The sequence below is a fragment of the Acinetobacter bouvetii genome, assembly GCF_902753875.1.
In the GTDB taxonomy this organism is placed as follows: Bacteria; Pseudomonadota; Gammaproteobacteria; order Pseudomonadales; family Moraxellaceae; genus Acinetobacter; species Acinetobacter bouvetii_A.
Genome location: NZ_CADDTS010000012.1, coordinates 12237 through 33030, shown reverse-complemented (window position 1 = coordinate 33030; position 20794 = coordinate 12237). Strand labels below are relative to the sequence as shown.

The following is a 20794-nucleotide window of genomic DNA, read 5'->3' as shown; positions in this document are numbered from 1 at the left end:
AACTAATAGTTATTTATTTGTATTAATTTATAACTTTTTATTTAAATAGTAATAAAAAAAAGGCTGACATCTTTAGGGATAAATTAGGTAATTTTCACATAATAATATCAATTGAATGAATTGATTTTTACCTAAAACTTTCCATCTTCTGGTTTTTCTCATGAAAAAATTTAGTCTAGCTTTCTTGCCTGCATTGATGTTGGCTGCCATGACCCAAACACAAGCTGCAGATGCTTTTGATCCGAATGGTCAATATTTGTTGGGAGACTGGAACGGTAAGCGTACAGAATTGGCGCAGGAAGGCATAAAGTTTGATGCTACGGTTGCGACAGATGGCTCTTATTTAGCACATGGTGGCTATGATGCACACCAATCTCCAACTTTCGGTACGCAGTTCGGGCTGGGAACAACACTGGATTTGGAAAAACTGGCTGGCTGGGAGGGCGTGACTTTCCGCGCGCTTGTGACTGCACGTCAAGGGCAAAGCACCAGTGTTGAAGGTATTCAAGACCCTGCTGCTCCCCAATTTGCCAATTCACAGGCCAATTGGGGTCGAGGCAACTCTGGTAGTCGCTTAAGCGAATTTTATATTGATAAGACCTTTAAAGATCAAGGTATTAGCGTTCGACTGGGACGCATGGGATTAGGCACCGAGTTCAATACCATGGCTTGTGACTTTCAGGGCAACGCCTTTTGTGCTGCGCAAATGGGTAAATGGCAGGGCAAGCTTTGGTACAACACGCCAGTGTCACAATGGGGTGGTCGGGTGAAATACCAGATGAATCCGGAATTTTTTGCGCAAGTTGGGGTGTTTGAATACAACCCGGAAAATGCGCTGGAACGTCAAGGCTGGAATCTGGACACCAAAAATGCCGATGGAGTGAATATTTTAACTGAAGCAGTTTGGTCGCCTAAAAAAGCACTGAATGATTTACCGGGCAGTTATCGTTTCGGTGTGTTGTATAACACAGCCGATGATGCCAAAAATCAATATGATGTGGCGTATAAGGCAGGAACTGTTGCTGAAGACCGCAGTTACGGTGGATGGATCTCTTTTGAGCAGCAGTTGACTTCTGCAGGAGAAGGTCGCCGCGGTTTGCACAGCTTCGGTAATTTTACTTTTCATGACCGCACCACGACTCAAGTGGATAATTCACAACAAATTGGCCTGAAATATATTGGTGCCTTTGATGGGCATCCGAATGACATTTTAGGTCTAGGCGTGAACCGTGTACATGTAAACAGCCGTTTCCGCGATACCAAAGCAATTTTGAATAAAGCTGAGGAATATAATATTGAGCTGAATTACTCATATTATCCTTTAAAATCATTCATGTTGCGTCCTTTGTTGCAGTACGTCATTAACCCAGGTGCAACAAACAAAGTTGATGATGCCTTTGTAATTGGTTTAAGCTCTAAGGTAACATTCTAATGACATAAAAGGTGCAGCTAATGCAAAGTAAATCTGTCGTGATCTCTATCAATACGAGTTTGCTTTGTTTAACGGCATGTATCTGTCAAAACCTATATGCTGAAGCAGGTTCTACGGAACCTGTTTTACTTCCTACCCTAAAAATAGAAGCCACCCGTACAGATACGGCATGGCTGGATACCCCGGCTTCTGTGTATCGAATAGAACACAATAATAATGATAATAATATAGGTGTAAATCTCTCTGAAACTTTAAAAGGTGTTCCAGGATTACAGTTAAATAACCGTGAAAATTACGCGCAAGATTTACAAATCTCCATGCGCGGCTTTGGTGCGCGTTCAACCTTTGGCGTGCGTGGCATTCGTTTATATGTGGACGGCATTCCTGCAACCATGCCGGATGGACAGGGTCAAACCTCGAATATCGATTTAAGCAGTCTGGATCATATTGAAGTACTGGGTGGTCCGTTTTCATCGCTGTATGGCAACTCTTCAGGCGGGGCGATTTTAACTACGACAAAAGAAGGTACAGGCAAGGATTCGATTGAACTGGGCTATTCCGGCGGCAGTCATAATAAAGGCCGTGCCGATGTCATTTTGCAGGGCGGGGCAGATCAAGCCGGCGAGCCAAGTTATGTGGTGAGTTCTTCTTATTTTGAAACAGATGGCTATCGTGATCACAGCGCTGCGAAGAAAGTTCTGAGCAATGCCAAGCTGACCTGGGATTTGAATGACGGCTCTAAAGTGAACTGGATTTTAAACCATGTCGATATTAATGCTGATGATCCTCAAGGCTTGACACGCGCCCAATGGCAAGCGAATCCTAAGCAGCAGGTAGCATTTTTAAAACAGTTTGATGTCCGTAAAGAAATCAATCAGACCCAAACCGGGGTGACCTGGAGCAAACCGCTGAATGATCAACATGAAATTTATGCTATGGCCTACGCGGGCCAGCGTGATGTAGTGCAATATCAGTCTATTCCAAGCAGTACGCAGGTAAACCCGCGCCATGCGGGTGGAGTGATTGATTTTAGCCGTGATTATTATGGAACAGACCTGCGCTGGACAGGCAAAGATTTGCTGCCAAATACCCGATTCACCGCAGGCTTGGCTTTTGACTACATGGATGAAGACCGTAAAGGCTATGAAAACTTTGGTGCCAATGGCAATTATGGCGTCAAAGGCAATTTAAGACGCGATGAAAATAATACCTTGTGGAATTTAGATCCCTATGTACAAGCCTCATGGAACGTTTTACCGGCCTGGACTTTAGATGCCGGCCTGCGTTACAGCAATGTGCATTATGAATCGAAAGACCATTATATTGTGACTGGAAATGGCGATGACAGCGGCAAAACAGATTATGACAAGGTTTTACCTTCAGCAGCATTAACATGGAAAATCAGCGATCAGCTGAATGCTTATGCCAGTTATGCCAAAGGGTTTGAAACCCCGACTTTTACAGAAATGGCTTATTCTGCGAATGACGGCATGAATTTCAATTTGCGTCCTGCCAGCAGTGATAATTATGAAATTGGCCTAAAAGCGCAAAATGCATGGGGCAATTTCACCGCTGCGTTGTTCCAAAGCAAAACTCAGGACGATATCGTGTCTGCCGGAACGGTGGATGGCCGCGCAACCTATAAGAATGCGGATAAAACTTTGCGCGAAGGTGCTGAATTGTCATGGAACAAAAATGTATGGCGTGATTTAAAAGCAGAGGCCAGCTACAGCTATATTGATGCGACTTTTGATGCAGCTATTCCAGGCAGTGCAGTACTTAAAGGCAGTAAAATTCCGGGGATTGCAGAAAATCAGGCCTTTGCTGCTTTAGGCTGGCAGCCGGAAACCGGCTTTAATGCCGGCGTAGATGTCCGCTATATGGATCAAATTTATGTGGATGATGCCAATAGCGATGCGGCACCAAGCTATACGGTAGTTTCTGCCAATGCCGGTTATGTCTGGAAGCAGGCAGACTGGAAAGTGCGGACCTATGTACGTGCAGATAATTTATTTGATGAAAATTACATTGGCTCAGTCATTGTCAATGATGGCAATGGGCGTTTCTTTGAACCAGCTGATGGTTTGAACTGGAGTGCTGGACTGAGTGTGAGCAAAGCATTTTAAAAAGTAGATCGGCAAGGAGATAAGCGTGTCTTTGTTATTTGAATCCATTCAATTTGGATCATTAAAGCTGAATAATAAAATCGTGATCGCGCCCATGTGCCAGTATTCAGCCACGGATCAAGGCGAAATCAGCTATTGGCATGAACAGCAATGGGCTAATTATGCCCTGTCGGGTGCTGGATTGTGTATAATTGAAGCGACAGCTGTACAGGCGGACGGGCGGATCAGTTATGCTGATTTGGGGTTGTGGAACGATGTCCAACGTGATCAGATCAGGAACTTGCTGACTAAAGTTAAAATGCTGTCCCCCATGCCGATGGCTATCCAGCTTGCACATGCTGGACGTAAAGCATCGACTGACAAGCCGTGGAGTGGTAAAGGGCAATTTTCACCGGATCATGCAAAAGGTTGGCAAACAGTATCTGCCAGTGATGTGGCATTTAATCTGACTGATCATGCACCACATGCCTTAAGCAAAGATGAAATCCAAAAAGTGATTCAGGACTTTGCCGATGCTGCACGCCGTGCGGTCGAAGCAGGATTTGATTTAATTGAATTGCATGCTGCTCATGGTTATTTGCTGCATCAGTTTATGTCACCTTTATCCAATATACGCACTGATGAATATGGCGGCAATTTTCAAAACCGTATTCGTCTGACGCTGGAAGTGTTTCAAGCCATAAAAAATGCTGTACCGGCAGATTATCCTGTTGGCGTACGTATTTCTGCCACCGACTGGATGGAAGGGCAGCCAAGCTGGAATGTTGAGTCAGCTATCGGTTTATCCAAAGCTTTAGAGCAATTGGGGGCCGCTTATATTCACGTGTCCAGTGGCGGGTTGCATCCGGAACAAAACATCGATTTGCATCCGGGCTATCAAGTGCCATTTGCTCAGGCGATTAAGCAAGTCGTAAATATTCCAGTTATTGCTGTAGGACTGATCACTGAAGCCATGCAGGCCGAAGGTATTTTGCAGTATGAACAGGCTGATGCCATCGCCTTGGCGCGTGCCATGCTGTATGACCCGCGTTGGCCATGGCATGCTGCTGCCGAATTAGGTGCACATATCCAAGTGTCACCGCAATATTTACGCTCTCAACCCCATGGATTGAAAGCGCTCTTTAAGGCATTTTAATTTATCATTCATCTCAATTCCAAAATACAGGAATGTTGAATGTTATTCAGCATTCTAAATTAAGATTGAGGTGACAAGACGAAGGACAATTTCTCTATGGTTTTTACGGTCATCGTGCCAATCTTTTTTCTCTTGGCTTTAGGTTATTTGTCCGTAAAACTCCAGCTGCTCAGCAAAGAGCAGGTCAATGCTGTAGGCGCTTTTGTGATTAAAATAGCCTTGCCGGCGCTATTCTTTCAATCCTTGGCTGCCAAAGATTTGCATGAAATCTGGTATCCCGAATACTTTGCTATTTATACCGGTGTCACTTTTCTACTCTATATTCTGGCATTTGTAATCATCACACAATATTTCAAAAATACCCACTCTCAGGCTTCAGTTTTATCTCTGGGTGCGGCAATGTCCAATACTGGTTTAATTGGTACGGCAGTTCTATCCTTGCTGATGGGACAAAAGGCCATGGTTTATACTTCTTTGGTGGTGATCATCGAAAGTGTATTGTTGATTCCAGTCGTGCTGATTTTGGCCGAAATGGGCACACAGCAAAAAGCCAATCTGTTTGCCATAATAAAAAACACATTATTGATGTTATTGAAAAATCCACTGTTTATGGGTGTGATGTTGGGGATCGCTTGTGCCATTTTCCAAATTCATATTCCTAAACAGCTGGATCAAGTCTTGTCGCTTTTGGGGCAAACGGCTTCACCTTTGGCGCTATTTTCGATTGGTGGCGGTATTGTGGGTCTCACTTTGAAATATGTGAATGTACAAAGTTTTTATTTGGTGGTTTCCAGCAATTTGTTGATGCCATTGCTTATGTTTTTAGGTCTCAGCTATTTGACAGATGTCAGTCAGGAAATGGTTTATGCTGGCACCATTATTGCGGCCTTACCGATGCCAACTATTTTTGGTATGTTGGGTCAGGCCTATGGTCTAAATGAAAAAACTTTAACGCCTTTGTTGATGAGTACTATTTTTGGCTTTGTGGTCGTCAGCATTTTAATTACGCTGTGGTGGGCGTGATGGTTTAAATATCAGCCCCCTTAAGCATAAAAAAGCCCCAATGATGGGGCCTTTTTTATGTTCAAACCTTAGCTTTTCTTTTCAGCAGCTTTAGGTGGGTTTTTCTCTTGCTCAGCAATCATCTTGTCTACTACAGCCAAAGACTCCTTGGCTTGCGGTATATTTTCTTTGGCTAAAGCAGTAAAAATCTTTTTCGCTTCAGGCAGGTTTTGCGGAACAATATTGCCATTTGCAAACATGTTGCCAACAGCCATCAAAGCTGGAATATAGCCCTTTTGTGCTAACTCTTGAATGCTTTTTAAGCCCTGCTTAATTGGTGCTTCATTTTTGGTTTTGAAACCCTGACTAATGTCATATAAAGCTTTGGCATGAATGGCTTGATAGTTGCCTTTTTTCACCAAAGGATCCAGTTTTTTCAAGCCCAGTTTTTCTGAAGCTGGTGTGCCTTCAGCAAAAAGTAAAACTGCTAAATCGACTGATGCATCATCAAAACCTTGGCTAGATGCTTTTTCTAAATACTGTTTGGCTTTCTGGGTGTCTTGTTTAAGTCCCAAGGTGCCAGCCATGTAGTTTTTGCCCAATACATAGTTTGCGACCGGATAGCCTTTTTTGGCAGATTCTTCATACAGCTTGATAGCTTTTTTCTCATCTTTGGCTGTACCTTGACCAGTTTGGGTCAGATAAGCCAAATTATAGATGGCTTGCGAGTTGCCGGTTTTGGCCAATTTATCCAGTTCTTGATAAGCCCCTTTCATATTGTTGGCCTTGACCATGCTTTCAATTTTTGCAAAAGCAGGGTCAACAGAGTTGGTTGCCATTTCTGCCATCGCAAAATTTGAAGATAAGGCGATGAGACTAGCTAATATAATTTTTTTCATATTTTTAAAACCTTTTATAAACATTCACATAACTCCATCTATGTGATTTGCTAAAGACAGAAATTATGTCAAATATCATAAGTAGAAATATGTGAATGTAAATATATGATTTGTGTATTAGTCATAAAATTTAGTAGATATTTGCATCTTAAGTGATATACGCATTCTGTAGTGGACAGCTTAAAGTAGTCTTAATTGACCAATTACATGAGGATGATGCACTAATGAATATGTAACATGTAATATTTATCAGAAGTTCTAAAAAATCAGAAAAGTACAATAATGAAGCAACTTTACTTCGCTTTTTAGCCAATCTTTGTTTAAATCGCGGCTGAATTTATTTGTGAGTCTAAGCATGTTCATTAAAGCCATTAAACGCGCCTATGATCGGGTCAATCTGGACACGAATATTCCAGAAGAGGAAAAAATTGATGCTTTGTTGCTCAAGCTTGGAAGTGAGTTTCTGGTCAGCAAAGAAAATCGTTTATATATTTTTGAAAAAGATGGCAACACTGTAAAGTTCGATGCCAAACATGCACGTGCCTACAGTTTTAAAGACTATGTGGTTAAAGATATGAACAAGTTATTTCATGGCTTCTAAAAAGTCCGCATTATGCAAATAAAAAGCCTCCAAAATGGAGGCTTTTTAATAGTGTTTTTAACGGGGAGATTATTGTGGACGTGCCACATCACCACTTAAAGCTTCTGGTAACTCTAAAATCTGTAAGCCCAGTTCAGTAATGGCTTCAGGTTTCGCAACGACCAATGCCTTATAGCCACCATCCACAGCAATGCTATTCACCACTTCAACATCATTGTTCAGTTTGCTTGCAGCAGCAGGGACTTCGCCTGTACCTTGCACCAGATGCAACCAGTGTTTTGGCTTGGCTTTGAACCAGAGTCGCGCAATAATTTCCTGACCCAAATAACAGCCTTTGTCATAATGAACGCCTTCACGCTGATGCAGACGAAGTTCTTGCGGCTGGAACTCTTGAGACGTGGTGGTCGTAATCCAGGCCTGACCGGCTTCAATGGCCTGTAGTTCCCATGCGCTAATATCGGTTTGCGCTTGAGCAAAATCAGTATGGTTGCCGTTTAAAGTCGGGTACACGCTCCCTGCATCTTCCAGTTTCATTTTTGAAAATGCGCCAAACTTTTTAATGTGTTTGGCAAGTTCCTCAGCTTGATCGGCAGTAACCACAATTTCAAAACTTTCCGGATTAATTTTTTTCAGCCATAAGCCAAACAGGATACGTCCTTTTAAACTACAGATCGCGGTATAGCGAGTCAGGTTTTCGGCTAATGCCTCAGCATTTAAAGTCACTTGGCCCTGAAGGAATTTTTGTGCATCTACACCATTTAAAGTGAATAGTGTAAAAGCAGTAGACGTTGACATGACTAGCCTCTGGATATATTTCACAAATTATTAATGCAGATATTTTGCAGCATGCAAGGCAGATAGGCAAACAAAAAGCCCATATCGCTATGGGCTTGGAATATGAATAGGGCAGCTCATGTCAGTGATGTGCCGATGGTGGGGCATTACAGTCATACTTATCCCCACAGATGCAGAGAAATTCCATCATGCCTAAGTCTTCATGGTCCAGAATATGACAATGCTGGACAAAGTCGCCTTCAAATTTTTTGTATTTGCTTCTGTCTGAGAATCACCCGATAACCAGCTTTGACAAAGATCGTATCCTTGAACTGTCCTTTTAAGCTGCGGTACTGGACATCGTCCAGATCAACAGGATTTTCGGGATCAGAGACAGCTCCACTGACATCCTTGCCATTCAGATCTAAAATTTTAACGATCTGGAAAAGGATTCACGTGAATATGGAATGGATGTCCAATGCCAATATTGTCACTGGTGAGTTTGCATTCATCCGTTTGTCCAATTTGTCATTGACGGACCTAATGACCATTAATCGAGCCGGGTCCATTATACAGATCGGCAAAGCTGATTGGTTTTAGGTCTTTTTCATCATCACGGAAATCAAATTTGGTGCCTCCCGGCCCAAAGGCCAGTGTAAAGGCATTAAATTGTTTGGGTCTGCTCGTCGAAGCCTGTATGAACCCAGCCTTGTATCCATAGGGTTAAAACTACAGCCAGGATTTCAATAATGGCTATTTGCAACATTTTAATTCACCTTCATTGTTCATTTTTTTGTAATGATTTTTTTATGGAACGGCTTTAATATTTTTTAGAATTGCTTAATTATAGAAGGGGAAAATAACTAAAATAGAAGATATCGACCAAATGTAGGGGAAATGCAGCCAGTTATTGATAAGGTTTATGTAATTATGAATGCTTAAATTTTAATAAGAAAATTGTAGAAAAACTTAACTTGTTATGTGATGGAAATAAATGCCATCTATCCATAGAGATCGAATGGTGTGTGGTTGTTTTTTCTTCGCTTGTTTGTATCTAATACTAAAGAATGAGGTCGATTTCCTGCTATTTTTCCCAAAAAAGAAGGTTTAGAGCAAATATTTCAATGATTATGTAACAATATGTTTCTAAAACGCCTATTTTTATACCTAAGTTAATGAAATATAAAAGATTTGGGAAATGGGTTTTCGGCAGTGTACTATGCCGTTGATATGAGTATGACTCGTCCACAACAATTACGTAGTAAGAAAAATGATTCAAGAGGCAGGTAAGCTATGAACAACAACTATCGTAAACCGCTGCAAGGTACCCAGCTCGAATATTACGACGTACGCCAAGCCGTAGAAGATATTCAGCCAGGCGCATATGCAAAACTTCCATATACTTCCAAAGTCCTTGCCGAGCAGCTGGTACGCCGTTGTGATCCAGCCATTCTCGAACAATCTTTAAAAGAACTCATTAACCGCAAACAAGACCACGATTTCCCTTGGTATCCGGCACGTGTGGTGTGTCATGACATTTTAGGTCAAACGGCACTGGTTGACCTTGCTGGCCTGCGTGACGCCATTGCCGATCAGGGCGGCGATCCATCGAAAGTCAATCCAGTAGTCCCAACTCAACTCATTGTCGATCATTCATTGGCTGTGGAATATGGTGGTTTTGACCCGGATGCATTTGAGAAAAACCGTGCGGTGGAAGACCGTCGTAACGAAGACCGTTTCCACTTTATTGAATGGACCAAAACTGCCTTTGAAAATGTTGATGTGATTCCTGCGGGGAACGGCATCATGCATCAGATCAATCTGGAGAAAATGTCTCCGGTGATTCAAAACCGTGGCGGTGTAGCTTATCCAGATACTTGCGTGGGGACAGATTCGCATACGCCACATACTGATGCGCTCGGCGTGATTTCGGTCGGTGTGGGGGGCTTGGAAGCGGAAAATGTAATGTTAGGCCGTGCATCTTGGATGCGTCTGCCGGACATCATTGGTGTGGAACTGGTCGGTCAGCGTAAGCCGGGCATCACAGCAACGGATATCGTATTGGCATTGACTGAGTTCCTGCGTAAAGAACGTGTCGTGGGGGCATATCTAGAATTCTTCGGGGAAGGTGCGGACAGCATGTCTGTAGGTGATCGTGCCACGATTTCCAACATGACGCCTGAATATGGCGCAACCGCGGCGATGTTCTATATCGACCAGAACACCATTGATTATCTGACCCTGACCGGCCGTGAAGCAGATCAGGTGAAACTGGTGGAAACCTATGCCAAAGAAATCGGTCTTTGGGCGTCAGACATGACACGGGCGGAATATCCGCGTGTACTGCGTTTCGATCTATCGACTGTGACGCGTAACATTGCCGGACCATCGAACCCGCATGCACGTGTATCAACTGCTGACTTAAAAGAAAAAGGCATTGCCGGTAATTTAGAAGCAGCGCGTGCGCAAGAAGCAGAAGGCTTAATGCCAGATGGTGCAGTAATTATCGCGGCGATTACCTCATGTACCAATACCTCTAACCCGCGTAATACTGTTGCAGCAGGGTTGCTTGCGCGCAAAGCCAATGAATTAGGTCTAGTGCGTAAACCGTGGGTGAAATCATCTTTTGCACCGGGTTCTAAAGCAGCAGCTTTATACCTAGAAGAAGCGGGCGTATTGGGTGATCTTGAAAAACTTGGCTTTGGTATCGTGGCGTATGCATGTACCACTTGTAACGGGATGTCAGGCGCGCTTGATCCGAAGATTCAGCAAGAAATTATTGATCGTGACTTATATGCAACGGCGGTACTTTCAGGTAACCGTAACTTCGATGGTCGTATCCATCCTTATGCAAAACAGGCCTTTTTGGCTTCTCCGCCATTAGTCGTTGCTTATGCAATTGCCGGTACCATCCGTTTTGATATCGAAAAAGATGCTTTAGGTACGGACAAAGATGGCAATCCAATTTACTTGAAAGACATCTGGCCATCCGATGAAGAAATTGATGCACTAGTCAAAGTCGCAGTGAAGCCTGAGCAATTTAAAAAAGTGTATATCCCAATGTTTGATTTGGGTGAGCGTGTACAAGCTGCAAGTCCACTCTATGACTGGCGTCCACAAAGTACCTATATCCGTCGTCCGCCATATTGGGAAGGGGCGTTGGCTGCACCACGTACATTAAGCAATATGCGTCCACTTGCGATCTTGCCGGATAACATCACCACCGACCATTTATCACCATCGAATGCGATTATTATGGATTCGGCTGCGGGTGAATATCTGCACAAAATGGGCGTGCCTGAGGAAGACTTTAACTCATACGCAACGCACCGCGGTGACCATTTAACTGCACAACGTGCGACACTCGCGAACCCGAAACTGTTCAATGAAATGGTGGTGCGTTCGGACGGTACGATTAAGCAAGGTTCGAAAGCACGCGTGGAGCCGGAAGGTGAAGTGATGCGTATGTGGGAAGCGATTGAAACTTACATGAACCGTAAGCAGCCTTTGATTGTGATTGCCGGTAAAGATTATGGTCAGGGTTCTAGCCGCGACTGGGCTGCCAAAGGTGTTCGTTTAGCCGGTGTGGAAGCGATTGTGGCGGAAGGTTTTGAGCGTATTCACCGTACTAACTTGGTGGGTATGGGCGTGTTACCGCTGGAGTTTAAACCGGGTACAGACCGTAAAACCTTGAAGCTGGATGGTACAGAGCTATATAGCGTGATTGGTAATATTGCGCCTCGTTCTACACTAACCCTTGTGATTGAGCGTGCGACGGATGATGGTAAAGAGCAAATTATTAAAGTGCCTGTAACTTGTCGTTTGGATACCGAAGAAGAAGTGCATGTGTATGAAGCGGGTGGTGTATTACAACGCTTTGCACAGGACTTCTTGGAAGGGAATGTTTAAGTATTTATAATTTATAACCCTTTAAACGAAATTAATATATTTAGATGAGCCATGTTCTAGACATGGCTTATTGCTTTTTATTTTCAAGGTTTTAAACTTTTATTTTTTCAAGTTTTAGAGGGGGAGTAATGGATATTTTAAAAAACAATTTTTTCGTCGTAATTATCATATTAGTAAGCTTAGGATTAGGTGTTCTATTAGATTATTTTTCAGGAAATTATGGTTTTTTTATTAAAAATATTAATTATTTAGATGATAGTGGTAAAGTTAAACAACTTGCACAAATTGATATTCCTGTTGCCGTTCAGATTCTCAAATTAGGTGCAAATTTTTTATATGCATTAGCAATTACAATTTTTATTACTATTTATATCAGTAGGAACTTAGAAAATAAACAAAAGCAAATCCATGAAGAGGAGTTAAAAAAACTCAGCCAAGAAATTAACCAAAACGTATTTTCAGGCCTTTTTAGAAAATTAATACCAGATGAAATTTTTGAAATTATTAAGACAGATATTATTGAAAACAAAGCTATTAGGAAAAAAGCCCATTGGAATTTCGTATTTGAAGAAGTAGAGGATAATAAGATCAAATTAATCTCAACCACACACTATGAATTACATAATATTAGTAGTGAAACAATATCTGATCCCGTTAGGATTGAAATTGACCCATTAGCTTCAACTGAAATGAAAGCTAGAAAAGCTATATGTGTAGCAGATGGTAAATGCATAGTAAATTATGATGCAAGCACAGGCCAAAGTGAAAATATAGTAATTGAAGATAGAGAAAATGGTGCTAAAACAATATCTTATTCCTTGAATGTTGAACCAAAAAACTTTATTACATCTACTTTTGAGTATGAAACTATTTATTCAGATTCTGTATATGATAGTCAAACGACAAAGTATCCAATTATTGATCTAAATATTAATACTATGTTTCCTAAAGGTTATAAATTCTCTCTTCATCCATCATTATCAAGTGAGCTAAAAATAGTTTCGGAGGGAGATACTCATCAAAATTTTAAAGTTGAGGGCGGAATTTTACCTAGGCAAGGAGTTATTTTTGTTTTACAAAAAATATAGTTAAATAAATATATTGTGATTTTATTTTTTGTTAATAATGATCAATTCGCTAGATCTTATGTCAGGACATAGCTAAGTGATTAGGTTATCTAAAGAATTTAGCTTTGAAGGAAGAAGTCAAAATTTTTCGCCGTGGCGATGAAGTGATATTGCGTGAAAAACTGTTACGGCTCAATGCTTATTTGATATGTAGGCGCAGATGCAAAAGACTTTTATACAGAAGAATAAGAGGGGGAACGATTGCAAGAACAAGAAGTTTTTTTTTGTGTGTCGTTAACCTGCAAGTAAAATGATTCTCTAAACTTATGTAAAGCTAATTAATTTCCTTCTGAAATTATTTTTTGCAATTATGCCCACATCACTTGTCGAAATGACCAATAGACATCCATCATAAAAGGCATATACTAGGTTCACCATTTCTAAAACCCATGGAGAACAAAAATGGTTACTGCTGGCTCTAAACCCGGAACAGGCTTCTATTTTTGTGTCAAATGCGGACACCGCACCTACTTAGAAATTGGTACTGATCGTTTACCACCGTGTACCAAATGCCAAGGCAATCAATTTAACAATAAGAATGCCTAAGCTGCAAAACACTAACAGTTACCCGCTGTTAAGAAAAAAAGCCCTATCACCTGATAGGGCTTTTTGCTAATTTATAAAAATAAAAATGCAGGGAAGGGACAGACTCATGGAAACAATATTAGGATTATGTATAGGTATTGGCCTGAGCGCTGCCTGCGGTTTTCGAGTGTTTGTACCGTTGCTGGTGATGAGTATCGCATCGCTAATGGGCTGGTTTGAACCAATGAAAGGGTTTGAATGGCTGGCGATGCCTTCGGTATGTATCGCTCTGGCAGTGGCAACCCTCTGTGAAATTGCAGCTTATTACATTCCTTGGGTCGACAATGCTTTGGATACCGTTTCCACACCTGCAGCAATGGTTGCAGGAACGCTGGCGACAATGGCAGTCAGTAGCGGGGAAATGTCGCAGTTTGCCAGTTGGGCGGCAGCGATTATTGTCGGTGGTGGTACAGCCGGAGCCGTGCAGATGAGTACGGTGGCGGTTCGTGGCGTGTCTACAGCAACGACGGGTGGCGTGGCGAATCCGGTCATTTCTACAGGGGAGTGGATAGGTGCGGCCGTGCTGTCGGTTTTATCCTTAATTGTGCCAGTGCTGGTGGTAATTTTCGTTGTGCTACTGATCGTGTGGGTGGTGCGCTGGATCAGGAAGAAAAAACTGGAAAATATGCAACATCCTTTGCACTAAACGAATCTGCCTGAGATTAGGCTTTAAGCCTTTCTCAATGCATCATGAATCCACATTGAAGAAGGCTAAAGCCGGCAAAAGCTTTATTTTTAAGTTACTGATCTATTGACTGAATTTAGTGGTGATGGGTTTTATTTCAATAAAAAATAGAAAAACTAACCTGAAAATACAAGAAAAATAAAATGGTTGATTTTTATTCAATAAAGGCATAATTTTAATATGGAATTAAATCCATAATTTTTATATGGGTTTGTTCATGTTTGAACTTTATAAAAAAAATTCGGGGAATAATTCATGATTAAATTTATTGTAGATGAACATCCAACGGCCAAAGGCATCCACCAAATCCATAATGCAACACTGGGCTGCGAAGACCTGCCCAAGTTTGACGACCAAATCTTGATTGGCTATTTTGCAAATTACGGGCTGGCTTATAAGCGCGCAAGAATGAATTGGCCGACTGAAAAGGTCGAAGGTTGCAGCAAGTGCTGTACGGAATAACTCAAAGCTAAACGGTAAAAACTCTGCCAGATTGGCGGAGTTTTTTTGGATTGCTTAATTCCTTTAAGGGTTGATTATTGAGTTTTGTTTGAAAATTATCCAATACAGCCCCATTTAAAACAGTAGATTTAGCGTGTTTAGGATTGAAGCATTGCAACATTATCTTGATCTGAACCATGACTCAGGTGTGGCCAACTACGAAATTGGACAGGAGTTTATTCGTATTCAATTCAAGAAAAAATCCAGAATTTATACCTATAACTATGCAAGTGCAGGCTATCAGCATGTGGAAAATATGAAACAGCTGGCACAGTATGGTGATGGTCTAAATGCCTATATCAATCAGCATGTACATCAACTTTATGTAAAATAGCACGCGTGCCTTATGTAGATGATTGGAACGACCGACTGCATGGAAAATCTGGAAAATGTTCTGGCATGTCAGACAAATAGACGCATAATGATCAGATAAAACAAAAGAGGTCATGGGGTATGAACGGAAGAACGGAATGTCAAACGTGTATGGTCTGCGGAAAAAGCTTTCCTAAAAAAAATCTGGTCCCAATCGGAACTATACGTAAAGTTATTACAGAAGAGATTGCCAAAGATTACCCCGAATGGAGCACGCAAGATTACATTTGCCAAGTCGATTTAACCAAATACCGCATGCAGTATGTACAGTCCATATTAAAATCTGAACAAGGTGAAGTGACCGATCTGGAATATGAAGTGCTGAACAGCATGCAACAGCATGAGCTGATCAGTAAAAATATAGAAAACAAGCTCGATCAGAATTGGACTTTTGGAGAAAAACTGGCCGATAAAATTGCAAGTTTTGGCGGTAGCTGGACCTTTTTGATCTGCTTTGCCATTTTCTTGGCCCTGTGGATTTTGGTCAATACTGTGGTAATGGTGAAACATCCTGCCGACCCATATCCATTTATCTTATTGAATTTAATGTTGTCATGTTTGGCAGCCATTCAAGCGCCGGTAATCATGATGAGCCAAAATCGGCAGGAAGCCAAAGACCGTCTACGTTCGCAAAATGATTATCAGGTGAATTTAAAAGCTGAACTGGAGATTCGTCATTTACATGAAAAATTGGATCATCTTTTAATGCATCAATGGGATCGGTTGGCAAAAATTCAGGAAATCCAACTGGATTTACTTTCTGAAATGACCAAGAAGAAATGATCAGCGCGCAATTATAAGAAAGACACTATCAATCAGTAAGATAGATCTTTTCATGAGTGTGAATCGGAAAATAGACAACCCATCGAGAGAGAAAATATTGCTAGAGCATAGGTTTTTACGCAATAAAACACGCCATTTTGCAGCTGAAGGGGAAAAATTTCTTGGGATTTTTCATCAGGCGGGAAAAAATCCTGAAAATGATCAAAATGAAAGTATCTTCGGGAATTAATCCCGCCGTGCTTTGGCTATTCTATATCTCAAGGGTGATAGGGATCGAAAAGAGTAGATTGCTGCCAGTTGCGTACAACGTGCGTGTAGTACTTACCCAAAAGGTCTCGATTCGGCTTAGGACGCTATAGATTACCAATGTATAGGCACAGGGTTATAACTTACAAAGTTATAATGGTTGAAGTAAACCGCAGATGTTTTCCCTCATCCCCTTAAAAATTCTGAATGATAAAAGACAAAAATAATTATAAATCAAATTGATAACATTCAATTCGAATCCAAAAAAGCAGATACAAATCAGTTGTTCATTTTCGTTTGCCAAATCTGTTAATTTAGAAATCATAAGCGACTACGCAGGCAGGGAATCAATATGATGAACCTCGATTTCTGGCGTCAATTTTTACTTTGCTCATTACTGATTAATTACATCATTTTAATGATATGGTTTTTGGCCATTATGTTCGGCCGCGACTGGATTAAACAGGTACATGGCAAATGGTTTCAACTTTCCGATCGCACTTTCGATGCCATTCATTATGGAGGTATGGCAGTCTATAAAATTGGTATTTTGCTGTTTAATTTGGTGCCGTTTCTGGCCTTATATCTGCTTAAAAGCAACTAAGTAAAAATGTAAGTAGAACTCAATCATTAAAAATTCTGGCACCCTTCAAGTATGCTGGGCAATCTATATAAACTTCCCGTTTTCTAGGCAACTCAAAAAATAGCACCCTAATAAAAATATCTTATGAAGAGGAGTTGAAGATGATGAGTCAATTTAAGCCTGCACTGATTTTAGGCGCTTTTATTTGCCTGGGAATGATTATTGCTGGCTGGATACTGGGCAATAGTGCCGTCAAAATTAAACAATATGAGCGTGTGGTTTCAGTCAAAGGCTTGTCTGAACGTGAAGTAAAGGCTGATGTTGCGGTTTGGCCCATCCGTTTTAGTTCGGCCAGTCAGGATTTAACCCAGTTGTATGACACCATGGAAATACAGACCCAGCAAATACAGGCCTTTTTAAAAAATGAAGGCTTTAAAGCTGAAGAAATCACCACGGCAGCGCCAGTCACGACTGATAAATATGCCCAGCAATATGGTGGCGATGCCAATGTCGCACTGCGTTATACCGCGCATCAGACCATCACCGTTTATACGCATCGAATCGATGCGGTGCGGGCGGCACAAAGCCGTCTGGTGGCATTGGGTAAAAAGGGCATAGCTTTTGGTGGTGATGATTCGGGACAACGAACCGAGTATTTATTTACCAAACTGAATGACATTAAACCGGCCATGATTGAGCAGGCGACCGAAAATGCCCGCACTGTGGCAGAGAAATTTGCCGCAGATTCCAAAAGCCGTTTGGGTAAAATTAAATCGGCTAATCAGGGCTTATTCAGTATTGAAGATCGCGACAGTAATACGCCTTATTTAAAGAAAGTTCGTGTGGTTTCCACGGTTGATTATTATCTGGCAGATTAAATTAGACTGAGGAAAATTCAAAAATGAAGATTATTTTTTGATTTTTAATTTCATTAATCTTGTATTTTATGCAATAAAAAACCTGAATTTTGATCTAAAAGATAAAAAATCCCGTTTATATTTTATTTTAAGAGAAAAATTACCAAAAAACATGAAAGATGAAAAATCTTAGGGAATTAATCCCAGCCCGCTTTGATTAACATATATCTCAAGGGTGTGATAAGGGATCGAAAAGAGTAGATTGCTGCCAGTTGCGTACAACGTGAGTGTAGTACTTACCCAAAAGGTCTCGATTCGGCTTAGGACGCTATAGATCACAAATTTATAGGCTATAAGATCATGACTTACAAAGCGTGATAGTTGAAGTAAACCAAAGATGTTTTCCCTAGCACCCTAAAAGATTTTTAAAATAATAATTTTTCTTAATTCTCTTCCTTTTCATAAATTTAAACTGTATCAATATTTCAGCTCATGAGTGTATATTGGATCATTAAAACTATATTTGTCATTTGATCACAAATGATTTTCCATCACAAAACAAAATACTCGCTTTGAAAAAACAGGGCTTAGAATGTAATTTGATCATTGTTAAATGAGCAGCAAAAATGAAAAAGTACGAATTGGAAATTCGTCAGCCTCAACATCTGAGTGAGCAGGATGCAGAGGTGCTTGGAGTATTTGAAGGGAATGAAATCTTAAGCCAGTTTGACGAGATGAATTGGCGACGGCATTGGCTTTCACAACTGGAAATGAATGGTGCCATTACCGCTTTTACTGTCACCAATACGGCAACCCAGCAAAACCTTCGCTTAAGCCTGAATGCCTATGCTGCATCTGAGCAATTGGCGTTTAAGCTGGAAAGTGATATAGAAATCATTACTCCGCAGAAAAACCTGTTTGGTTTATTGACCTTGAATACCAAGGACTACGTTACTTTTAAACAGCTCAGTTTGGAAGAGGCAAGGGCGCATTTGCTGAATTTTTTAGATGGTCAACTGGACACATTAAAAAACCACTATAAAGAGAGTTTGCTCAGCTCGGCCTAAGCCTGGTCTGAAGCTGGCGGGGGTGGATTGACACCTGCACGAGAGCTTGTTATTTTGCGGCCTTGCTCCCAATAGCTGTATCCACATGCCCGTCAACGACAACTTTGTTTATATGCCACCGCAAGAACCGCTTGCTATTGTCTATGAAGATGAAGATCTGGTGGTGATTGAGAAGCCGGCAGGGCTGTTGTCGGTTCCGGGGCGCTTACCCGAGCATCATGACAGCGCCTATTTACGGGTTTTAGCACAATATCCGAATGCCAAAATCACTCACCGTCTGGATATGGCAACTTCGGGGATTCTGATGTTTGCCAAACACCGCGATGCTGAAGTGGCGGTCAGTAAAATGTTTCAGGCACGTACGGTCAAGAAAAACTATATTGCCTTGGTACAGGGGAAAATTGAAGCTGAGGGCAGTGTTGATGTACCTCTGATCACCGATTGGGAAAATCGCCCCCGTCAAATCGTACATTTTGAACTGGGCAAACCAGCCCAAACCTTATATCAGGCCTTGCAGTATTCTGCAGCTGAAGACATCACGCGGGTATTGCTGACTCCGGTTACCGGACGTTCTCATCAACTACGGGTGCATATGCAATATATCGGTCATCCGATAACTGGTGACAAACTGTATCATCCAGAACCCTATCAAAGTCCATTAAAACGTATGGCATTACATGCAAGTTATCTCGCATTTACACAACCTTTAAGTGGAAAAAATGTTGAGATTAAAGCTAATGTTCCTTTTTAAGGCATAGGTCAAACAGGGTTTTATAACCCGATTATAAGCTCATTCAGCAAGGGATTTAGGTTTTGGAAAAGTTGCTCTTTTGGTGCTAAAAATCACGCTTGCAGTTGAATCAGGTTGAAAATGAGTTAAATAATTAATAATTTGAAAAATAAAACTTTTTTTATTAAATTTTGAATTTTAAGTGATACAAATAGAAATAATATACCTATTTTTAGTGATTGAAAAATGATCAGTTAATTACTACCGTAAGGTGTGTTTTCTGAGATAATAAAAAATGATTTATTTCTTTATCATCACAATAGTGATTGTGCTGGCATTAGTTTATGGTGTCATTCGCCTGTTGAAAGAGAAAAAGAATAACATTGTTTCTTTACAGGCAAATCTTGATCGTACCCGAACCAATCTGGCCGAGCATGAACTGCAGAATGACGAACTGCATCATGCATTAAATACACATCGGATTGAGCTGGGAAATTTAAGAAACAAGGTCGAAAAACTGGACAAGTATCAGCCTGTTCTAGATATTGAAAACTATGTGGCTGATCGAAAAATACAGGTCGAAAGTTTTGTTGAAGCAACCAAGATTGAGGCAGAATTTTTATTACAAGAAATGACAGCCAAAATTGAAAAACTCAGGCTCTATCTGGATACATTTGAAAAAAATACCAAGCAGCGAATTGAGGCAAATGCCAGAGAGCACTTGAAAGGTTTTTATAATCAGGCTGTAGAGCAAGAAAATTTAACCGCTATTTCTAAAGCTCTGGAAAATAAGATTCATGGTTATGGCACCCAGTATTTATACCCGGCTCAAACCTTATTAGAAGAATTTATTGAAGGCTATGAGGAAGTAGATTCTGCGCTGTATTTAACAGAGATTCGTCGCAAAATTACACATGCAATTCAGGCAAATGATACGGCTGAATGTGATTATGTAGAGGAAAATCGCAGACAGTCTGCCATTGACTTGGTGACTCATGTTTTTAATAGTAAAGCCGATTTGTATTTGTCTCAATTACGGCAAGATAACCTGGGGCAGATGATTCAATCCCTGAAAGATGATTTTGTACTGATTAATCATTATGGAGCTGCTTTTAGTCATGCCCGGATCAAAGAGTCTTTTTTAGCTTTGCGTAGTGAAGAATTCAAGTTTGCCACTTTGTTGCTAAATTTTAAAGTCAATAAGCAAGCTGGACAGACTCAACTGCGAGCGCAGATGGTACAGGGTTGAAAGCTCTAGTACTGATAAGATTATTGTTAATAAAACACTGGGTTCTTGAATCGCACAACTGAAACAAACTTGAGCTAATCTGTGGAGCATGATATAGCTTTAGATCACTTTTAGATGGTAATAATAAGGAC

19 protein-coding genes and 1 pseudogene are annotated in these 20794 nt (G+C 41.0%); 17 read left to right on the top strand and 3 right to left on the bottom strand.

All coding sequences use genetic code 11. The features are described 5' to 3' along the window. Window positions 1–160 precede the first annotated feature (160 nt). The 4 genes from FB6_RS03210 to FB6_RS03195 all read left to right on the top strand — a co-directional run bounded on the left by FB6_RS03210 (window position 161) and on the right by FB6_RS03195 (window position 5716). Window positions 161–1432, top strand: coding sequence for a carbohydrate porin (locus tag FB6_RS03210; protein ID WP_174558612.1), 1272 nt, complete (start codon window positions 161–163; stop codon window positions 1430–1432). A gap of 20 nt (window positions 1433–1452) precedes the next feature. Beyond that, window positions 1453–3558: a TonB-dependent receptor gene (locus tag FB6_RS03205; protein WP_174558611.1), complete on the top strand. Its 2106-nt coding sequence runs from the start codon at window positions 1453–1455 to the stop codon at window positions 3556–3558. Between the two features lie 25 nt (window positions 3559–3583). Continuing rightward, on the top strand, window positions 3584–4693 hold the full coding sequence (locus FB6_RS03200; RefSeq protein WP_174558610.1) for an NADH:flavin oxidoreductase/NADH oxidase: 1110 nt from the start codon (window positions 3584–3586) through the stop codon (window positions 4691–4693). 96 nt (window positions 4694–4789) lie between these two features. Continuing rightward, complete coding sequence (locus FB6_RS03195) at window positions 4790–5716, top strand: AEC family transporter (protein WP_174558609.1); 927 nt, start codon at window positions 4790–4792, stop codon at window positions 5714–5716. A 68-nt stretch (window positions 5717–5784) separates the two neighbouring features. On the opposite strand, the gene FB6_RS03190 is transcribed toward FB6_RS03195, so the two are convergent. Then, entirely contained in the window at window positions 5785–6594 is an 810-nt protein-coding gene (locus FB6_RS03190; protein ID WP_174558608.1) for a tetratricopeptide repeat protein, read from the bottom strand. Between the two features lie 355 nt (window positions 6595–6949). Here FB6_RS03190 and FB6_RS03185 point away from each other — a divergent pair, with 355 nt between their 5' ends. Beyond that, window positions 6950–7195: a hypothetical protein gene (locus FB6_RS03185; protein ID WP_174558607.1), complete on the top strand. Its 246-nt coding sequence runs from the start codon at window positions 6950–6952 to the stop codon at window positions 7193–7195. A gap of 69 nt (window positions 7196–7264) precedes the next feature. Here FB6_RS03185 and ygfZ read toward each other — a convergent pair whose 3' ends face one another. Together ygfZ and FB6_RS16540 are read right to left on the bottom strand one after the other, a co-directional pair. Further along, complete coding sequence (gene ygfZ, locus FB6_RS03180; RefSeq protein ID WP_174558606.1) at window positions 7265–7990, bottom strand: CAF17-like 4Fe-4S cluster assembly/insertion protein YgfZ; 726 nt, start codon at window positions 7988–7990, stop codon at window positions 7265–7267. A gap of 121 nt (window positions 7991–8111) precedes the next feature. Beyond that, a pseudogene (locus FB6_RS16540) lies at window positions 8112–8653 on the bottom strand (multicopper oxidase domain-containing protein); the annotation flags it as partial. 609 nt (window positions 8654–9262) lie between these two features. Here FB6_RS16540 and acnD point away from each other — a divergent pair. From acnD to FB6_RS03120, 12 genes are all read left to right on the top strand, one after another. Beyond that, window positions 9263–11878 carry a Fe/S-dependent 2-methylisocitrate dehydratase AcnD gene (acnD, locus tag FB6_RS03175; RefSeq protein ID WP_174558605.1) on the top strand — a complete coding sequence of 872 codons (2616 nt, stop codon included), beginning with the start codon at window positions 9263–9265 and terminating at the stop codon, window positions 11876–11878. Between the two features lie 128 nt (window positions 11879–12006). Continuing rightward, a complete protein-coding gene (locus tag FB6_RS03170) occupies window positions 12007–12966 on the top strand; it encodes a hypothetical protein (protein WP_174558604.1) in 960 nt (319 codons plus the stop codon). 441 nt (window positions 12967–13407) lie between these two features. Continuing rightward, window positions 13408–13551, top strand: a complete 144-nt coding sequence (locus FB6_RS03165) for a zinc ribbon-containing protein (RefSeq protein ID WP_086179435.1) — start codon at window positions 13408–13410, stop codon at window positions 13549–13551. Window positions 13552–13657: 106 nt separating this feature from the next. Continuing rightward, window positions 13658–14236 carry a DUF4126 domain-containing protein gene (locus tag FB6_RS03160; RefSeq protein WP_174558603.1) on the top strand — a complete coding sequence of 193 codons (579 nt, stop codon included), beginning with the start codon at window positions 13658–13660 and terminating at the stop codon, window positions 14234–14236. A gap of 294 nt (window positions 14237–14530) precedes the next feature. Then, window positions 14531–14737: a hypothetical protein gene (locus FB6_RS03155; RefSeq protein WP_174558602.1), complete on the top strand. Its 207-nt coding sequence runs from the start codon at window positions 14531–14533 to the stop codon at window positions 14735–14737. Between the two features lie 151 nt (window positions 14738–14888). Beyond that, window positions 14889–15110: a hypothetical protein gene (locus FB6_RS03150; RefSeq protein ID WP_174558601.1), complete on the top strand. Its 222-nt coding sequence runs from the start codon at window positions 14889–14891 to the stop codon at window positions 15108–15110. Between the two features lie 119 nt (window positions 15111–15229). Further along, window positions 15230–15931 (top strand): DUF1003 domain-containing protein, encoded by a 702-nt coding sequence (locus tag FB6_RS03145; RefSeq protein WP_174558600.1) that lies wholly within the window; start codon window positions 15230–15232, stop codon window positions 15929–15931. Window positions 15932–16532: 601 nt separating this feature from the next. Continuing rightward, complete coding sequence (locus tag FB6_RS03140; protein ID WP_174558654.1) at window positions 16533–16781, top strand: DUF6868 family protein; 249 nt, start codon at window positions 16533–16535, stop codon at window positions 16779–16781. Window positions 16782–16924: 143 nt separating this feature from the next. After that, window positions 16925–17638 (top strand): SIMPL domain-containing protein, encoded by a 714-nt coding sequence (locus FB6_RS03135; protein ID WP_174558653.1) that lies wholly within the window; start codon window positions 16925–16927, stop codon window positions 17636–17638. 605 nt (window positions 17639–18243) lie between these two features. Then, window positions 18244–18684 carry a hypothetical protein gene (locus tag FB6_RS03130; RefSeq protein WP_174558599.1) on the top strand — a complete coding sequence of 147 codons (441 nt, stop codon included), beginning with the start codon at window positions 18244–18246 and terminating at the stop codon, window positions 18682–18684. A gap of 85 nt (window positions 18685–18769) precedes the next feature. Next, the gene (locus FB6_RS03125; RefSeq protein ID WP_174558598.1) at window positions 18770–19435 is read left to right on the top strand and encodes an RluA family pseudouridine synthase; all 666 of its coding nucleotides are present in this window, start codon (window positions 18770–18772) and stop codon (window positions 19433–19435) included. A gap of 274 nt (window positions 19436–19709) precedes the next feature. Next, entirely contained in the window at window positions 19710–20663 is a 954-nt protein-coding gene (locus FB6_RS03120) for a DUF4041 domain-containing protein (RefSeq protein ID WP_174558597.1), read from the top strand. Window positions 20664–20794: the final 131 nt, after the last annotated feature.

Excerpts from the sequence above, each read along its gene's own strand:
- FB6_RS03170 (WP_174558604.1), top strand. The coding sequence starts at position 12,007 with ATGGATATTTTAAAAAACAATTTTTTCGTCGTAATTATCATATTAGTA.
- FB6_RS03125 (WP_174558598.1), top strand. The coding sequence starts at position 18,770 with ATGCCCGTCAACGACAACTTTGTTTATATGCCACCGCAAGAACCGCTT.
- FB6_RS03155 (WP_174558602.1), top strand. The coding sequence starts at position 14,531 with ATGATTAAATTTATTGTAGATGAACATCCAACGGCCAAAGGCATCCAC.
- FB6_RS03210 (WP_174558612.1), top strand. The coding sequence starts at position 161 with ATGAAAAAATTTAGTCTAGCTTTCTTGCCTGCATTGATGTTGGCTGCC.
- FB6_RS03145 (WP_174558600.1), top strand. The coding sequence starts at position 15,230 with ATGAACGGAAGAACGGAATGTCAAACGTGTATGGTCTGCGGAAAAAGC.
- acnD (WP_174558605.1), top strand. The coding sequence starts at position 9,263 with ATGAACAACAACTATCGTAAACCGCTGCAAGGTACCCAGCTCGAATAT.
- FB6_RS03185 (WP_174558607.1), top strand. The coding sequence starts at position 6,950 with ATGTTCATTAAAGCCATTAAACGCGCCTATGATCGGGTCAATCTGGAC.
- FB6_RS03120 (WP_174558597.1), top strand. The coding sequence starts at position 19,710 with ATGATTTATTTCTTTATCATCACAATAGTGATTGTGCTGGCATTAGTT.
- FB6_RS03205 (WP_174558611.1), top strand. The coding sequence starts at position 1,453 with ATGCAAAGTAAATCTGTCGTGATCTCTATCAATACGAGTTTGCTTTGT.
- FB6_RS03130 (WP_174558599.1), top strand. The coding sequence starts at position 18,244 with ATGAAAAAGTACGAATTGGAAATTCGTCAGCCTCAACATCTGAGTGAG.
- FB6_RS03195 (WP_174558609.1), top strand. The coding sequence starts at position 4,790 with ATGGTTTTTACGGTCATCGTGCCAATCTTTTTTCTCTTGGCTTTAGGT.
- FB6_RS03160 (WP_174558603.1), top strand. The coding sequence starts at position 13,658 with ATGGAAACAATATTAGGATTATGTATAGGTATTGGCCTGAGCGCTGCC.
- FB6_RS03165 (WP_086179435.1), top strand. The coding sequence starts at position 13,408 with ATGGTTACTGCTGGCTCTAAACCCGGAACAGGCTTCTATTTTTGTGTC.
- ygfZ (WP_174558606.1), bottom strand. The coding sequence starts at position 7,990 with ATGTCAACGTCTACTGCTTTTACACTATTCACTTTAAATGGTGTAGAT.
- FB6_RS03140 (WP_174558654.1), top strand. The coding sequence starts at position 16,533 with ATGAACCTCGATTTCTGGCGTCAATTTTTACTTTGCTCATTACTGATT.
- FB6_RS03135 (WP_174558653.1), top strand. The coding sequence starts at position 16,925 with ATGAGTCAATTTAAGCCTGCACTGATTTTAGGCGCTTTTATTTGCCTG.
- FB6_RS03190 (WP_174558608.1), bottom strand. The coding sequence starts at position 6,594 with ATGAAAAAAATTATATTAGCTAGTCTCATCGCCTTATCTTCAAATTTT.